This is a genomic window from Sphingobacterium ginsenosidimutans (genome assembly GCF_039536865.1).
Classification (GTDB): Bacteria; Bacteroidota; Bacteroidia; order Sphingobacteriales; family Sphingobacteriaceae; genus Sphingobacterium; species Sphingobacterium detergens.
This window is the reverse complement of sequence record NZ_BAAAZK010000002.1, coordinates 356,119-371,808: the sequence shown is the minus strand read 5'-3', so window position 1 is coordinate 371,808 and position 15,690 is coordinate 356,119. Positions and strand designations below refer to the sequence as shown.

15 protein-coding genes are annotated in these 15,690 nt (G+C 35.8%); all 15 read left to right on the top strand.

The annotated features are described in order from the left end of the window. The first annotated feature begins 8 nt into the window (after positions 1–8). The 15 genes from ABFX33_RS01395 (at position 9) to ABFX33_RS01325 (ending at position 15,684) form a co-directional block, all read left to right on the top strand. A complete protein-coding gene (locus tag ABFX33_RS01395) occupies positions 9–695 on the top strand; it encodes a hypothetical protein (protein WP_346083814.1) in 687 nt (228 codons plus the stop codon). A 184-nt stretch (positions 696–879) separates the two neighbouring features. Next, entirely contained in the window at positions 880–1,590 is a 711-nt protein-coding gene (locus tag ABFX33_RS01390; RefSeq protein ID WP_346083813.1) for a hypothetical protein, read from the top strand. A 59-nt stretch (positions 1,591–1,649) separates the two neighbouring features. After that, positions 1,650–1,952 (top strand): hypothetical protein, encoded by a 303-nt coding sequence (locus ABFX33_RS01385; RefSeq protein ID WP_346083811.1) that lies wholly within the window; start codon positions 1,650–1,652, stop codon positions 1,950–1,952. 282 nt (positions 1,953–2,234) lie between these two features. Continuing rightward, positions 2,235–2,765: a hypothetical protein gene (locus tag ABFX33_RS01380; protein ID WP_346083809.1), complete on the top strand. Its 531-nt coding sequence runs from the start codon at positions 2,235–2,237 to the stop codon at positions 2,763–2,765. Positions 2,766–2,781: 16 nt separating this feature from the next. Next, the gene (locus tag ABFX33_RS01375) at positions 2,782–3,429 is read left to right on the top strand and encodes a DUF4279 domain-containing protein (RefSeq protein ID WP_346083807.1); all 648 of its coding nucleotides are present in this window, start codon (positions 2,782–2,784) and stop codon (positions 3,427–3,429) included. Between the two features lie 141 nt (positions 3,430–3,570). Further along, positions 3,571–4,017, top strand: coding sequence for a nuclear transport factor 2 family protein (locus ABFX33_RS01370; protein ID WP_346083805.1), 447 nt, complete (start codon positions 3,571–3,573; stop codon positions 4,015–4,017). Between the two features lie 1,180 nt (positions 4,018–5,197). Beyond that, complete coding sequence (locus tag ABFX33_RS01365; RefSeq protein WP_346083803.1) at positions 5,198–6,637, top strand: tetratricopeptide repeat protein; 1,440 nt, start codon at positions 5,198–5,200, stop codon at positions 6,635–6,637. Positions 6,638–6,963: 326 nt separating this feature from the next. Continuing rightward, the gene (locus ABFX33_RS01360) at positions 6,964–7,164 is read left to right on the top strand and encodes a hypothetical protein (protein ID WP_346083801.1); all 201 of its coding nucleotides are present in this window, start codon (positions 6,964–6,966) and stop codon (positions 7,162–7,164) included. A 91-nt stretch (positions 7,165–7,255) separates the two neighbouring features. Further along, complete coding sequence (locus tag ABFX33_RS01355; protein WP_346083799.1) at positions 7,256–8,755, top strand: fibrobacter succinogenes major paralogous domain-containing protein; 1,500 nt, start codon at positions 7,256–7,258, stop codon at positions 8,753–8,755. A 298-nt stretch (positions 8,756–9,053) separates the two neighbouring features. Beyond that, positions 9,054–9,641: a helix-turn-helix domain-containing protein gene (locus ABFX33_RS01350; RefSeq protein WP_346083797.1), complete on the top strand. Its 588-nt coding sequence runs from the start codon at positions 9,054–9,056 to the stop codon at positions 9,639–9,641. A 437-nt stretch (positions 9,642–10,078) separates the two neighbouring features. Beyond that, on the top strand, positions 10,079–10,810 hold the full coding sequence (locus ABFX33_RS01345; RefSeq protein ID WP_346083796.1) for a helix-turn-helix transcriptional regulator: 732 nt from the start codon (positions 10,079–10,081) through the stop codon (positions 10,808–10,810). Between the two features lie 700 nt (positions 10,811–11,510). Further along, complete coding sequence (locus ABFX33_RS01340) at positions 11,511–12,647, top strand: MraY family glycosyltransferase (RefSeq protein WP_346083794.1); 1,137 nt, start codon at positions 11,511–11,513, stop codon at positions 12,645–12,647. Further along, positions 12,644–13,609, top strand: coding sequence for an NAD-dependent epimerase/dehydratase family protein (locus ABFX33_RS01335; RefSeq protein WP_346083792.1), 966 nt, complete (start codon positions 12,644–12,646; stop codon positions 13,607–13,609). Before ABFX33_RS01340 ends, ABFX33_RS01335 begins: the two co-directional genes overlap by 4 nt. A 3-nt stretch (positions 13,610–13,612) precedes the next feature. After that, positions 13,613–14,962: a Gfo/Idh/MocA family oxidoreductase gene (locus ABFX33_RS01330; protein WP_346083790.1), complete on the top strand. Its 1,350-nt coding sequence runs from the start codon at positions 13,613–13,615 to the stop codon at positions 14,960–14,962. Beyond that, positions 14,959–15,684 (top strand): SDR family NAD(P)-dependent oxidoreductase, encoded by a 726-nt coding sequence (locus ABFX33_RS01325; RefSeq protein ID WP_346083788.1) that lies wholly within the window; start codon positions 14,959–14,961, stop codon positions 15,682–15,684. The genes ABFX33_RS01330 and ABFX33_RS01325 overlap by 4 nt, the downstream gene beginning before the upstream one ends. Positions 15,685–15,690 lie beyond the last annotated feature (6 nt).

Genomic DNA, 15,690 nt, shown 5'->3' with positions numbered 1-15,690 from the left:
TTGAATATATGAAAATAAAACTATTATTGATAAATGTGGTGTTTTGTATATCACTAACCTTTTTTTCATGCAGTAATAATTTTGATAAAATAGAAATTCCAGACGATAAAATCGAAGAGGTTGAAAGTTCCATGAGATTTGTCAAACAGACATTGGAAAAATCGATTTTTGATACAGTAGAAATTGCAAAAACTGAAATTCAGCGTGCGATTGACTATGAATTACAAACTAATAGTAGGGCTCTGAGTAGAGATTCTATTTCAAAGGAAGTTCACAAGAATTTTAGCATGGATCAATTGGTTCCTCTTACAAAGAATCTATACTGTGATCGAGATGGCTCTATAACACTTAATGAGAGATTAATCGGCAAAGATTTCGGTGATTTTGAAAAAAATATCATGACATGTCGTGAATTTGAAAATATGAGCTTAGATGATAGAAAAAGATTTATAAAAAGTGTTGCTGTTTTAATGAAAAATAATATCTGGAGTTGTTGGGGAGTTAAATACTCAGACAGTAAAACGAAGTACTATTTTGATTATTCAGAAGAAAATATATATATAAATGACTGGAAATCTAGATGGTTGTATTTAGATAGCGTTAGCCCAGGAGATTACTACATAGCTACAAGAGAATTTAGACTAATAGACAAAAAAAATGGGATATCTTTATATAAGTTATTTAACAAAAACTAGTATTAAACTTCTTAGGTATCGGAATTTTGAATTTTATCAATAGTAACGACGGTTTCTTACGAAAAATATTACCCAGATTTCGAAGAAATCTTCTCTTTACCTGTATTCTTGATAAGAAAATATTCCACGTTCAATTTGAAAAATAATTAATTAAAACTAGTTTTTAATGGGGGAATTTAAATAGATGAAACCGTTATTATTAAGTGCAATGCTTTGTACGTCATTGCCTTTTTTTTCAAGCTGTGGTAATTTTAATAAAATAAAAATCCCTGCCGATAAAATCGAAGAAGTTGAGAGTTCTATGAGGTTTGTCAAACAGATGTTGGAAAAATCAGCTTTTGATACAGTAGAAATTGTAAAAACTGAGATTCAGCGGGGAATCGACTATGAATTACAGACTAATAGTAGAGCTCTGAGTAGAGATTCTATTTCAAAGGAAGTTCATAAGAATTTTAAGATCGATCAAATATTTCCACTTTCAAAGAAACTATACTGTTATAGAGATGGTTCTATAACACTTAATGACAGATTAATCGGCAAAGATTTTGGTGATTTTGAAAAAAACATCCTGGCATGTAGGGAATTCGAAAATATAACTGTAGATGATAGAAAAAGATTTGTAAAAAGTGTTGCTGTTTTATTGGCAAATAATATCTGGAGCTGTTGGAAATATGATTTTGATAAAGATAAAACCGGATATCAATTCGATTACTCTAAGGAAAACCTGTATATCAATAGGTGGCACGCCAGATATTTGTATCTAATAGAAGATGTTCAAAATGAGACGATCCTCACAGATAAGTATGGTGATGAATTTATGGATGAGTATAAGCTAATAGATAAGAAAAATGGATTACGCTTATATAAGTTGTATAAAGAAAAAAAAATAAAATGAAAAATATTAATGCTTTGTTTATCCTGTTATTGATAGTAATGGATGTTAATATTTAAGTAATGGAAATCAATAAAAAAGCTATTGTAGGTACATACATAGTGACCTATGTTTGCCTAATTGTGCTTAATTTTATCGCCATAGAGCATCAAGAAATTAAAGGGTGTTTTAGCCAATTATTGACAGATATTTTAGGATATAAATCTGATGGCTTTCAAACTTTTAGAATTTATCTTTTCGGTAATCCATGGATAGTTGGGCTATTTTTCTACGTTTTTAAAATAAAGTGGATAGTATATTGTTTTATTGTTGTCAATATTTTGCTCATAGTAGCATTATTGCATTGCTATATAGATTTAGGTTAAGTATGGATGAAAAAAACAATGACTGCAAAGGAAATTATTGAATTGGTAGAATTCGAATTGAAATTCAAAGGATGGGGGAACCGAACAGTTCTTGGAGATTTATTCCTCTGCTTTATGTCGAGGTAAGGTACAAATAGATAATATTGTAGTAAGTCTACCTGGGTATTAGATATATTAGAATTTTTTATTGTATTTACGGTAAATAGAAATGTAATCAAAAAGCTTTCAGACAACGCGCTTGAAAAGTATATAAAACCGGATAGTAGATCAGTAGCTGATGCGGTGCAATATGCTTATGAGATTTTAAAAGAAAGGGGACGGAATTTTACCCCAGATGAATCAGAACAGGTCGAAGATCTGATAAATAAGAAAAGAGAGGCTGAGTTTGCAGAGGAGAATTCCTGGGACGAAGGAGCTACAAATGATGAAAATACAATCGAGCTATATAAAAATAGCGCAATATTATTTTTTAGTCTGTTTTTTGGCGTTATTTTCGGAGCTATATTGCAAGCGCTAAATTTTGTAAAAATAAAAGACATCAAGGGAGCTGTCATCTCTTTGTTATTTGCAATGGGCTTCACGGTATTGCAGATTTTTATTATCGATTATATTGGTGGGAACTATATGGATATTACTGACAGTAGCTTTTATATCAGGTTGTTTCTTTCAGGTGTTGGCGCAGTCGGCTTATCTCTTATTCGCGGGCTTATGTTTCCAAAAGATCTTAAATATAGAAGCCGGTCTACTGTGATCCCGGTCGTGATATCATTTTTAATATTGGTGGCTATTTTTATAATTTACACAACAGGCTAACCTAAGTATAGTAAAAATGACTACAGAGGAAATTATTGAATTGGTAGAATTCGAATTGAAATTTATAGAATGGGGGGTAACCGAACAGTTCTTGGAGATTCATTCCCCTATATTATGTGGAGATAAGGTACAAATAGATAATATTGTGACCAATGGGGATAAAATAAGTGTTTTTATTCCGGTACAAAATGAGCGATTTTATTTGGTAATATACATAGACTCTAAAGAACAAGAGATTATAGGGATTTCCATAGAGCCTTATGTTGCTATCTATTTTAAAGCTACCTCGACAGAATTAAGCGTGGCTGAGTTAAAGAGGTATTCAAATCTAGAAATCACAGAAAGTTGGAATCAAGGAGATAAAAAGCCATATGGTATCTCTACTTATAATTTCAGCTGTATTATTATTGAACCCAATAAAAAACCAAATAATTTTGAAACTAAATTCAATGAGTTAATTTCTGAACTAAAAAAAGATAAAGTTGGAATTCGAAACTTATCAAAGATCGCAGACGGATATATACAGATAGCAATGGATTTCCACAATGGTAATGGAATGATCGGAGGACCGAACTTGAATGAAGAAAATATCAGAGATCTCAACGATTTGGGTTTGTCAATTGACTTCGATCTTTATGTATCGGGGAATCCTTATAAATCATAAAACACTTCACCTCCCCATTCCTACTATTCACCGAGTTTTCCTGATCATTAGTCTAAAGCCCATAGGCGAGGGGCGTATTGTGCCGTAGTTTTGAGTCAACAAATAAGAACAGATAAACTAACACAATAAAATAAAGACATTATGAAAGCATTAGTAAAAATATTCGCAGCAGCAGCTTTAATCGCAGTATCCACTTTCGCTATGGCCGCTGAAGGACCAGGTTCAAAATCAGCAAAAGCAAACGTTAACCTTTCCAAAGCAGACTTGGCACTTGATCACTATGTTGCGGTCACTACCGAAGGAGAGTCAGCAGGTGTAGAACAACTGTTTGCCGAAGATTTCAGCCAAAAAGTTCAAGCTTCTAATGCACAAACCCATAGCCGAAGCGCGTTGATCAAATCTTTGAAAAAACAAAAAGGAGAGAAGTTAAACTGTACAGTAACTAATGACATCATCGAAGAGTCTGCAGACTATATGGTCGCTAAGGTAACAATGAAATTTGAAAACTTTACCAAGACTGATCTTGTGACTTTGGTGCGTGAAGGTAATAACTGGAAAGTATCCAAATCGATCAATTCGTATAAATAAGAGCGATTTTAAATAAATATAAATGTTGTAGAGCCGTGTCAAGAGATGCGGCTTTTTTACTCCAAAAGAGTCTGATTCTTCATCAGACCCTTTCTCTTAGCGTTTACTTGTACAGCAATTTTTATGTTTCTTATCGTTTGCTCTTTTTTGTTTCGTCATCCAATGTTTTTAAAGACAATTGGATTTTCACTGTACGACGCCAATTTTTATGTTGCCCCTTCCATTTGAAAGGTAGCTTGTAGTCGTTTTGTATAGTAAGAACAATAGTCGGTTTGAAATAGTTTTATTTGAGTGATTTTTTTATAAATCAATCTAAGCTGTTATTTTAGCGACAAGGGACGCATGCGAAAGCTTGTTGTGGAATTTAATCCATCCGATGCTATTAAACCAAGGTAATGAGAACTAATTGACCAAACGAATGCATATACCCCAGTTATTTTATGTAAGCCTCTCACTTTTTGGTATTTTTCACATAAAGCTCTATTATATGTGCTAAATATTAAACATATGTCAAGATCGGTTCGAAAAACTAAAATATTCGGGATTACTACTACAGAGTCTGAGAAGCAAGATTAAAGACGATGGAATAGGACTTTTTAGGAAAGTTTGTCGGAAATTGGCCCGTTTAGGAAAAGAGATTCTTCTTAAAATACATAGGGTTACTGAGGTCTGGAGTGGCGCAAAAGATGGAAAGCGGTATATTCATCGTGCTACAAAAAGAGACATGGGAAAATAGTTGATTAATCTCATGTCCCTTTTTTTGAAAGATTGTCGATTGTACTTTGAATAAAAGCATCTGAAGCTAAATTTTTCACCGCGCTTTCTAGCGCATGCCCCATTTTGTGTACTTTTTAAAGGCGTATATGTTCTCATCCTTGGCTCATTCTTGAGTGGTAGTAAGCAATTGAAATGTCTAGTTTTGTTTATGTTAAGAATAGTTTCTTATAACCGAGCACCATATTATTAATAGGGTATGGTTGCGTTATATCAATACGATTCTTTTTTTAAGTATCTTTTTATTTTGCTCGCAAAAATATTCTGTCAAGTTTTACTTACTAATATGTTATCTTTAATATAATGTTACAGACTCTTGACAGTCAGCTTTTGCATTAAAAAAAATAATTGTTGCTGGTTTATTGGGGTAAAACAGCTGATTAATTTGAGCTAAATAAAATTCGTTATGGGGAACGTATTTGTTTTTTTATTAGGATTATTATCACTATACAGTAACTCTGGTTTTGCGCAGCAATCAATAAAAGAAATAGACCTATTAGTGAAAAAGGGGCGGGAGCTCTCATTGGCTGACAAATCTCATCAAGCGCTTAAAGTAGGAGCAGAAATTGTTAGGAGGTCAAATGAGATAAATTACACAAGCGGAATTATACGAGGGAATACTTTATTGGCCTATGAGTTTAGAATGGTGGGTGATTATGGTCGGAGTCTTGTTCACGCAAATATGGTTTGGAACCAATATAAAGATTCTGTGGATCATGACCCGAAAATAAAAGCGATGTTGTTATTCCTTATTGGGAATAATTATGTGGCAATGGGTTTAAAAAAAGAAGCCATTGCAGTTGGACGTAAGTTTATTGCTATGACCTATCATTTAAAAGATAGTGGTGAGGCTTACAACTATAGACGTGCTGGCTATAGCCTAATCTATTCCTGTTATAAAAATGAGAACAGTGATAGTGTGTATTATTATCTAATGAAAGCCAAATATTGGGATGATGCAATTGAAAGATTATATCCATCTTCGACAACTTTAGGAAAGACAACAATTCTATTTAGTATCGCCAATTACTATATTGATCATACAAAAAATTATGATTCTGCCTATTTCTACATCAATAAAGGATTAGAACGAAATGGGAGCGCCTTTGAAATGGCTTACAAAACGGATCAATTAATAGGTAAGATTCTTTTTAAACAAGGTAAATATAAAAATGCGTTACCTCACCTAGTCAAAGCATTAAAGGACGCGAAAGAGAAAAGTAAGAGTGACGAGATCACTGCCATTTATTTATTGATGTCCGAAGTTTACGGGAAGTTAGGGGACAGCAATAAAGCGGAAGAATACAAGAAAAAATCACTAGTGAACGCTGATAGTGTACAAAATGCCCGAAAGGTCTCTATTCAGGCATCTGTTGAACTCGTAAAACATGAACTTGAAAGTGATATTCAAAAGAAACATAAAAAGGTTTTTCTTTATTTAACAGTTGGTTTGCTCACACCTTTTTTTGCAATTGGTAGCTATTTGTACATAAAAAGTAGGAAAAAGGCCAAGAAATTTGAACTCAGGATGTCACATATTAACGATAATCAGGCATTTAGCGAAGTTATCGATCTAGCTAAAGCTAATGATGCTGCTTTTCTCGCAAGATTCAAAAAGGTATATCCCCAATTTTGTCAAGAAATGCTTACACGTTATCCTGACATGCTTAGTTCCGAATTGCTATTTTGTGCTTATTTAAAACTTAATTTTACAACTAAAGATATTGCTACATATACTTATGTTACACCATCAGCGGTACGAAATCGAAAAAACCGAATGAAAAAAAAATTTGGTATACCCGCCCATGCAGATATCTATGCTTGGATAGATAAAATACCTGGTTAGTTCTTTTCTCAGTAGACAATGAGATCTGATCTACCAGTGGTTCAAAATATATAGATCTTTTTTCAATCTGTCAACCTATTTACAGATTGGTTTTAGCAACAACGTTTTGCATTTGATAATATTTCTATTGCCAAATATTTCCATCTTATTATTCGCGTTTCATCTTTAAGTATGCTGCAAAAGATGCTGTAAGGCACTTTTTTATGCATGTGGTATCTATGATTCGCTCATTTTTTACTCGTGTGGTATCTATGATTCGCTTTATTTTTTTAAAGAGCATTCGATATCTGTTTCTTTGCTGAGTTAAATTTTAAATACATGTACAAATGAAAAAAAGAGAAGTATTTGCACATAGTAGCCATGTGAAAAAACGAAGATATGTGGCTCCTGTGATTAGTGTTGAATTAATAGAAATGGAGGAAAGTATAGCTGCTGGATCTACTGTCTCAGTTGGAGGCCCCTGCTGCGGTCAGCCGGAGATCGTTGACCAGGAAGTAGACGAAAAGAATAATGATCTATTCTTTTAATAAAAAGAGTATTACAAAATCAAATAATATTTATAACATGAAAATTTTTTGTAGAAAGTATTTTTTTACTTATTTGCTTTTATTGAGTTATATGTTTTTTATAGCTTGTAAACGTGAAGATAATAGCCCATCGACAGGTGAAGCCGTCGGTGTCGAAATTAGCGTATCAGGAATTAATAATACTTTATTTCAAACAGCATCCTCTCAGCCGACAACTAAAGCTTCAGCTAAATCAAGTGCTAGTAACACGGCTGAACACATCGAAAAATTTGATAATTTTTCATGGTCGTTAACTGCAGGTGAGGATGAAATTGCAAGTCCAGCTACCAAAGCTACGGCTTCGCCATCGAAGAAAGCAGTTTCAATGCAAACCGGTAAAAAATACCGAATTTTATTCTATGAGGTGAATGGCGCGAATGAAATCTTCAGAGCCTCTGAAGAAATCACCGCCTCAAGCTCCAGATATCTAATGAAGCTGGCTCCCAATATAACCTATAAGTGGTATGCCTATTCTTACGACGACACGGGCAGTATACCTCTTCCGACGAATACAAGCGATCCGCAGATCGAGACACGTATAGATGCTCCGTTCTTATTTGATCAAGGCACTGTAACGACAAGCCCCGCAGCTGAACATCGGGTAGATATCGAGTTTGAACATCAAATTACAAAGGTAGAGGTCAAAGTGGATGCGCTGCAGGTGTATGCCAATAACTTTGTTAGCTTGGCTGCCAATTTTGTTCAATTGCCGCTAAGCACAAGCGCATTTTCTTTAAAGGGAGGTACTTTAAATCCTACTATATTATCCTCCACAGATTACAATGGCAGTGTTCTATTTGCTAATGATGGTTCATTGGCAATTCAAAAATCCACTAACGTTTTGTATACCTCCACTGTTTTGAGCCACATTGATGTAAAGTTTACAGAGATTACTATTAATAAATCTGGTACTAATGTAGAATTGGTTAACTCTTCAGCCCCGAAGACCGCTGCCGTAGGTGGTTTTGGTCCTGAGGTGAATAAACTTAAGAGAGCTGTAATCTATTTGAAATATAAAGGAGGAGTCATTCAGAACGGTGAGTGGGCACAAGGTATCCTATATTACGATCCCACGGATCCTGCCAATCCTTATAAAATTTCTGAGCCGTTTATGGTCGGACAGACACATGACTGTAATTATTACTGGAATTGGAATTCACTCCTCCCAAGAAGTATAACAAAGGATGCTAATCCAAATCCAGGGGATCCTTGTGGTGAGGTATTGCCCAAGGGGACGTGGAGAACTCCAACAAAAACTGATTTTCTAAATTTAAATATTGCCCACGCAAATAACCCTGTCAATGGAGCTGTATATTTTGATGCAGATAATGGAGAGAGAGTGTATTTTCATGAAGCGGGTTGGGTAACAACCAGTAATAGCTGTATAGTGGGGAATACGGATGATGGAATATATTGGAGTTCAGATTCTTATAATACAAATTGGGCTTGGACCTTGGAAATTGATGAAAGAGGGGGAACCGGGGTCGGTAATCAGACAGTTTATTATCTTAAGGATGCGGGAATGACTGTAAAATGTATTAAAAATAAATAGTAATAAGTGAAATGATAACATTGAGTAATTGAATTTATAGTTCAATAGTATACGAAATGAAATCAAATTTACCATGGTAATTTGTGGATTAGATTGGCTATTTGTCGGTTTGGATAGCTATGTCATATTCGGGGTTTACATATGTTTTATTTTTTTAAGTTCCCTGTCCTGGCTTGTTGGGGCAGGGGCTTTTTTCTACGACTAGATTATTCACCTTCGCAAAGGATATAGGCAAGTAAGAATCAACCTTTTTACTTGATAATACTTGAAAATGATCTTGTTAATATTAAATTATATTATGGAATTACAACAGAGTTTTATTTGGATTTCAATGATCGGTATTATTTCTTTGATCAATCTTTTATTACTTCTGTATCTTGTTTCAAGGCTTTTATGGTCATCCAAATCTGACCCTGGTTCGGAAAGGGAAGTTATTGAAGTCAACTCAATAAATGAGGATATTCAAATTGATAACTGCGTACTTAAGCCTGTTGTCGCCGGTGCTGCCGAGAATTATTCTGTATTTATAAATAGTGCTACTGAACTACGTCTATTAAAGGAATTGGAAAAGGCTGAAGAAAACCATTTTTATTTACAGAAAAACATCAATCTGAATGATCTTGCAGAGACTCTAAATACCAATAGACGATATGTATCTTACATATTAAAAAAATATCGAAATCAAGATTTTAATTCTTATCTGCAGTTTGTTCGCATCAGTTATATGCTTTCATGTATAGATAAGGAACCAGAACTATTGACTGAGAAGTTCTCTATCCTTGCAGATCGGTTTGCTTTTGCCAGTCACAGCAAATTTTCGGCTGTTTTTAAATCCGTAACAGGTATGTCCCCGACCGAATACTTTAGGCGAAATCATACAAAATAGATGCTAACCTAAAAAATTAGAAGAATGTCTTTATGTCATATCACTTATGGCAGTCGGGTTCATTTTCTACTGTAGCTACAAACCTACAAATTCCTTGCCTGCAATTGTCCCAAGTTTCCACCCCGCTTTTTACTCAGCAAAAAAGACTGTATATATCTTGAAAAAATAGTGTATGATCTGTTTTTTTATTTTCTATAATTTGCTGTTTATCATTGTTATAATATTTTTTTTGGAGAGGCTTAGAAAAAATGCGAGAAATGTACAGCACTAGTTTCATTTGCTTGTGATTAAGAGATCTTTATTTTACCCAATTTTGAGAAGACGTTTTACATTATGCTAAATCGATAAAATTAACGGTTTCAATCCATAGATGTTGATTGACGCTTCACTATGGATTGTCTAGGTTATTATAGTCAATAGGACCAAAGAAATAGTTTATGAACTTTTTAATTTTATTTTTACCCTGTATGGTCTCTCATTCTCCTGGAAAAATAGTATTTCCTGATAATTATGAAATGAAGAGTAAGGTAGATGATCAGGTTATTTTGAATGTCCCGTTAAAATCAAGATTATTTTTTAATATCGATTACCCTATTAAACAGATTATATCGCAAGATCAGGCTGATCTCCCAAGTCTTGGTTTGTTGAGAAATGAACAACGTACAACACACACTTCCATGACAGCTATAAATTCTATGCGTGATCAGAGTATATTAGTTCAAAAGCAGTATATGTGGTGGACCTTAATGCTCGGAATTGGTACACTTGGAGTAGCATTTGTCCGGCTATTGTTGCTATTGAGGAATCGGCGAAAGGTAACAAACGATGACACGACAGATCACTTAAAAGTCAGTGGTAATGAAGTCTTTAAGGAGGTTGTAGAGCTGGCGAAAAATAATGATCCTGCTTTCTTAGGTCGATTTAAAGAAGTTTATCCAGCATTTTGTAAAGATCTCTGCGAACGATATCCTGGAATATTGAATTCCGAACTCACTTTTTGTGCATATCTCAAGCTCAATTTTACAACCAAGGACATTGCTGCGTATACTTTTGTGACGCCTTCTGCTGTACGTAATCGAAAGAACAGGATGAAGAAAAAGTTCGGTATTCCAGCGTATGCCGATATTTATACATGGGTGGACAAAATTGCCAGTTCGCAGGCTGATTAGTGTCATCAAATTCCAAATAAAATAGGTGATATCCCTTCTCTGTTCCATTGCAGAGTTTCATTTCTTCACTCTATTTATTAGTCTTGCTTCTATTTTAATCCTATCCATTTATTTTTCGTAGTGATAATGTAATCAGCCTAGCCATCTGTATTGATTCACTTTATCATTTTCTTGTTAGATTCCAGGTATTTTGTTGTTTCAGATCAGCAGTGGTCAAACAAATGTATTGTATCTCTATTTGCTATCAGGAGCTGTAGAAATTAAATTGAAACACCATGAAGCATAGAGGATCCAAGCGCTGATTCTCCTAAATATTATTAATCTGTAGTTGTTAGTCTACAGTCTGTTTTACACCATGTTTTTCGTTTAGATTTTGGCTGATTTTTTAGCATAAAAAGCTGTTCGCATTGTGAAAATTATATTTCCGTTGGGTGCTTTTTTTTTATGCTAAATACTTGTTTTTTAGCTTCTTATTTATGTGTGACGAAATGTGTCGATAGTGAAAATGCAAGTAATGGATAGTTTACTTGTCCCATGCCAGCTACCCGGAATTCTTTATTATATCCAATTTTGAACTGTCGATTTAATGTGCACTAAATCAGATAATGACATCGGATTTAATGGCAATTGGTAGAGATTGAATGGCTTCATGGCCATTCTGATCTATTGAGTCAGAACGACCCTTAGAAAAATATATGTTATGAATTTTTTGGTAGTATTTATTCCATTTGCTTTTGCTATCATTCTCGGAAGGATTATGTTTCCGTTTATCCTTTTGGTAAGTTACCGGAAACGTCTATTTGATCCAATTGATGAGCGCAAATTACATCAGCGTATCATTCCACGTCTTGGAGGAGTCGCTTTTGCGCCGATTCAGTGCTGTCTTTTGGTACTCACACTTGTCGTTATTTTTAAGCTGACTAGTATTAATCTGCATGTTGAGTCTTGGGCCATCCTACCTAGTCTAATGGTTTTGGTTTGTGGTTTATTTATCCTTTATGTTGTTGGTCTGGGTGATGATTTGGTTGGCGTGGACTATAAGTGGAAGTTTTTGATACAGATCTGTGTGGCAAGTTTATTCCCTTTGTCAGGTTTATGGATCAATGACTGTTATGGATTATTTTTTATTGGATCGTTGTCCCCCTGGATAGGTTTTCCTATAACCATCTTTATCGTTGTTCTTATTATTAATGCGATTAACCTAATGGATGGTTTGGATGGTCTATGCTCAGGTGTCGTTGGTGTCGGCTGTCTTTTTTTAGGGACACTATTCCTTCTTGAAAGAGCCTGGCTGCACGCGCTTTTTGCTTTTATCACGACCGGAGTACTAATTCCTTTCTTTTATTACAACGTATTTGGAACAAGCCGCCGGAAGCGACAGATCTTCATGGGCGATACCGGAAGTATGACCTTGGGCTTTTCGATGTCTTTTTTGGCTATCAGTTTTGCGATGAATAATCATTTTATCAAGCCATTTTCCTTAGGTGCAATTACCGTAGCTTGTTCAACGCTGATTATTCCGGTTTTTGATGTTGCTCGTGTCGTATATGTACGATGGCGTATTGGAAAGCCGTTGTTCAAACCAGATCGAAACCATTTACATCATAAGTTGCTGCGAATGGGTTTGAGCAGAAAAGCAACCTTACTTACCATTCTATTTCTGACTTTATTTTTTCCTGTAATCAATTGTTTTTTAGTGAAATATGTTGATAGTAATATTGTTGTAGGCTGTGATATTTTGCTTTGGTTAGGGGTGCATCTCAGCTTCAATCTGGAGGAGAAAAGAAGAGGTAAAATAAAATCAAAATCATATTTAACAACCAAACTACATATATGAAAATTGCGATAGTAGGTGGATCCGGATTTGTCGGTACCAAATTGATTCATTTGCTCAAGGAGCAAGCGGGAGTGTCTATTTTAAATTTGGATAAGAGACAAAGTAACGCGTTTCCAAATATAACCATCCTTACAGATGTATTGGACAAGGATAGTTTAGTAAAGCATTTTAAGGGAGTGGATGTGGTTGTTTTATTAGCCGCCGAACATCGTGATGATGTGAGCCCTACTTCTCTGTATTACGAGGTGAATGTTAAGGGCATGTCGAATGTACTGGCAGCAATGGAGACTAACCAGGTTAAGCAGATTATCTTTACGAGCTCCGTTGCTGTATATGGCCTGAATAAACCTAATCCCAATGAAAGTGCTCCTGTTGCTCCCTTTAATCATTATGGGAAAAGCAAACTGTTGGCCGAACGAGAACTTGAGCAATGGTTTAAACAAGATGCTGACCGAAGTATTTATGTGATCCGTCCTACTGTCATTTTTGGTGAAGGCAATCGGGGTAACGTGTATAATTTATTGAATCAGATTGCTTCTGGAAGATTTATGATGATCGGTAAGGGCAACAATGCAAAGTCTATGTCTTATGTGGAGAACATTGTCGCCTTTATAGCCTATTTGATCGCCGAAGGTAAGCCAGGTTATGAGGTATTTAATTATGTCGATAAGCCTGATCTGACGACTAATGATATTGTCCAGCATACAAGCCGCATTATCGGACGCCCAGTTCCTACTATGCACATCCCTTACTGGTTTGGCATATTGGCGGGATATGGTTTTGACATGCTGGCGTTTTTTAGTCGGCGTAAGCTCAATATCAGTTCGGTCAGGGTAAAGAAGTTCTGTGCTGTTACCCAATATGATTCATCCAAAATGCTAGCTAGCGGCTTTCAGCCACCTTATCGTATGGAAGAGGGGTTACAACGTATGCTAGAAAAGGAATTCTTAATTAAATCATAGTAGATGTCTCGTCGCGTAATTACATATGGAACATTTGATCTACTTCATCAGGGCCATTTGAATGTCCTAGAGCGTGCTAAGGCTTTGGGTGATTACCTCATCGTAGGCGTTACTTCGGATATCTTCGATGCTAATAGAGGGAAGACAAACCTCAAACAAAATCTCTTACAGCGTGTGGAAGCAATTCGAAAGTCTGGACTTGCTGATGAAATTATAGTTGAAGAATATGTCGGTCAGAAGATCAGCGATATTCAACGGCTGGACGTAGATGTGTTTGCGATCGGTTCGGATTGGGAAGGAAAGTTTGACTACCTCAGTGAGTATTGCCAGGTTGTTTACCTCCAACGGACCGAAGGTATTTCTTCTACCATGTTGCGGGCCGATCTTCAGACGGTGTTAAAGTTAGGTATAGTTGGATGTGGACATATTGCAAAAAAATTCATCGCTGAAGCAAAAGCTGTGATAGGCCTAGATCTGGTTGCTGTCTTTAGCCCGATTGCCAAAGAGGCTGAGGTTTTCACTCAGCAATATGGGGTACCACTGGCGTATGAAGATCTAAATAATTTTATGGACGTAGTCGAAGCTGTCTACATTGCTTCACCACATTCCACCCATTATGCTTATGTCAAGCAATGTTTGCTAGAAGGAAAACATGTGCTATGTGAAATTCCATTGACACTTGCAGCAGCCGAAGCTGAAGAGTTGTTTTGGCTGGCTCAGCAACGGAATCTTGTTCTACTGGAAGCAAGTAAAACAGCCTTTTGTCCTGCATTTGCCCATTTGGTCAATATGGTAAAAAGCGGAGTTATTGGAGAAGTTATCGATATACAGGCATCGCTTTCTATTCTGAAGGCTAAATCTTTACTGGAGTCGGGCGCAGGGCAAGCTGGAGGGTCAATGAATGAATTGGCCCCCTTTGCCCTAATGACAATTCTAAAAATACTTGGTCCACATCTTCGCAAGGTCAATTTCTTTACGATGATGGACCGTGGATTGGATGTTTTTACTAAAGGAGTTTTCCTCTATGATAAAGCCATTGCAACAATGACTCTAGGACTAGGTATGAAGACTGAAGGCAACCTTATTGTGTCGGGGACGCAGGGGTATATCTATGTACCTGCTCCGTGGTGGCGAACCGAATATTTTGAGCTACGATTTGAAGACCAAAATCTCAATAGAAAATTTTTCTATCCCTTTTTGGGAGAAGGGTTACGATATGAAATTCAAGAATTCTGTGAGATGATAACGCTGCAGAGAACTACATCTTTTAGGCTGAGTCCGAAAGAATCTATTTGGATCGCTGATATCATCGAGCGTTTCGGGAAAAAGGAAAACTTAACCATTTTATCATGAAGAAATATGCACTTGTAACTGGGGGAACTAAGGGAATCGGAAAGGGTATTGTAGAAAAATTGCTCCGACGTGGTTATCATGTTATAACGACCTATAGGAAAGACGAAACAGCACGCGATAGTATGCTGGTCGAATTTAAGCGTTTTGAAGACCAGCTGTTGCTATTAAAATTAGATCATTCCGACAATCTGCAGACATTACGTTTGACAACATATATTAAAGAGAATGTACCCTATTTAAATTGTATTGTTTGCAATGCAGGCCAAACTGTTCGAAAAGATTTAAGGGAACTTTCATTAACAGATTGGAATACAGTGATGGATGTTACCCTTACTTCCCATTTCATCATTATTCGTGAATTAATTGATCTTATTGCCTCTAATGCTCGGATCGTTTTTGTTGGATCTTTAATGGGGCTGTATCCACATGCTAAGAGTTTACCTTATGGGGTGAGTAAAGCGGCATTACATGCGCTAGCCCAAAACCTTGTCAAAGAATTTTCCGATACCGAGACCACAGTCAACACGATCGTACCAGGTTTTGTTGAGACTGATTGGCAAAAAGATAAAAGTATTGAAATGCGGCAAAATATCGTGGAAAAGACAGCGATAAAACGTTTCGCTACTGTGAACGAAATTACAAATGCTTGCATGTTCTGCATCGACAATGAATTTGTCAATGGTGCAATGATCGAGATGTCTGGTGGATATTGCTTTAAATAAGATAGG

Excerpts from the sequence above, each read along its gene's own strand:
- ABFX33_RS01330 (WP_346083790.1), top strand. The coding sequence starts at position 13,613 with ATGTCTCGTCGCGTAATTACATATGGAACATTTGATCTACTTCATCAG.
- ABFX33_RS01345 (WP_346083796.1), top strand. The coding sequence starts at position 10,079 with ATGAACTTTTTAATTTTATTTTTACCCTGTATGGTCTCTCATTCTCCT.
- ABFX33_RS01340 (WP_346083794.1), top strand. The coding sequence starts at position 11,511 with ATGAATTTTTTGGTAGTATTTATTCCATTTGCTTTTGCTATCATTCTC.
- ABFX33_RS01355 (WP_346083799.1), top strand. The coding sequence starts at position 7,256 with ATGTTTTTTATAGCTTGTAAACGTGAAGATAATAGCCCATCGACAGGT.
- ABFX33_RS01360 (WP_346083801.1), top strand. The coding sequence starts at position 6,964 with ATGAAAAAAAGAGAAGTATTTGCACATAGTAGCCATGTGAAAAAACGA.
- ABFX33_RS01395 (WP_346083814.1), top strand. The coding sequence starts at position 9 with ATGAAAATAAAACTATTATTGATAAATGTGGTGTTTTGTATATCACTA.
- ABFX33_RS01390 (WP_346083813.1), top strand. The coding sequence starts at position 880 with ATGAAACCGTTATTATTAAGTGCAATGCTTTGTACGTCATTGCCTTTT.
- ABFX33_RS01370 (WP_346083805.1), top strand. The coding sequence starts at position 3,571 with ATGAAAGCATTAGTAAAAATATTCGCAGCAGCAGCTTTAATCGCAGTA.
- ABFX33_RS01385 (WP_346083811.1), top strand. The coding sequence starts at position 1,650 with ATGGAAATCAATAAAAAAGCTATTGTAGGTACATACATAGTGACCTAT.
- ABFX33_RS01325 (WP_346083788.1), top strand. The coding sequence starts at position 14,959 with ATGAAGAAATATGCACTTGTAACTGGGGGAACTAAGGGAATCGGAAAG.
- ABFX33_RS01375 (WP_346083807.1), top strand. The coding sequence starts at position 2,782 with ATGACTACAGAGGAAATTATTGAATTGGTAGAATTCGAATTGAAATTT.
- ABFX33_RS01350 (WP_346083797.1), top strand. The coding sequence starts at position 9,054 with ATGGAATTACAACAGAGTTTTATTTGGATTTCAATGATCGGTATTATT.
- ABFX33_RS01365 (WP_346083803.1), top strand. The coding sequence starts at position 5,198 with ATGGGGAACGTATTTGTTTTTTTATTAGGATTATTATCACTATACAGT.
- ABFX33_RS01335 (WP_346083792.1), top strand. The coding sequence starts at position 12,644 with ATGAAAATTGCGATAGTAGGTGGATCCGGATTTGTCGGTACCAAATTG.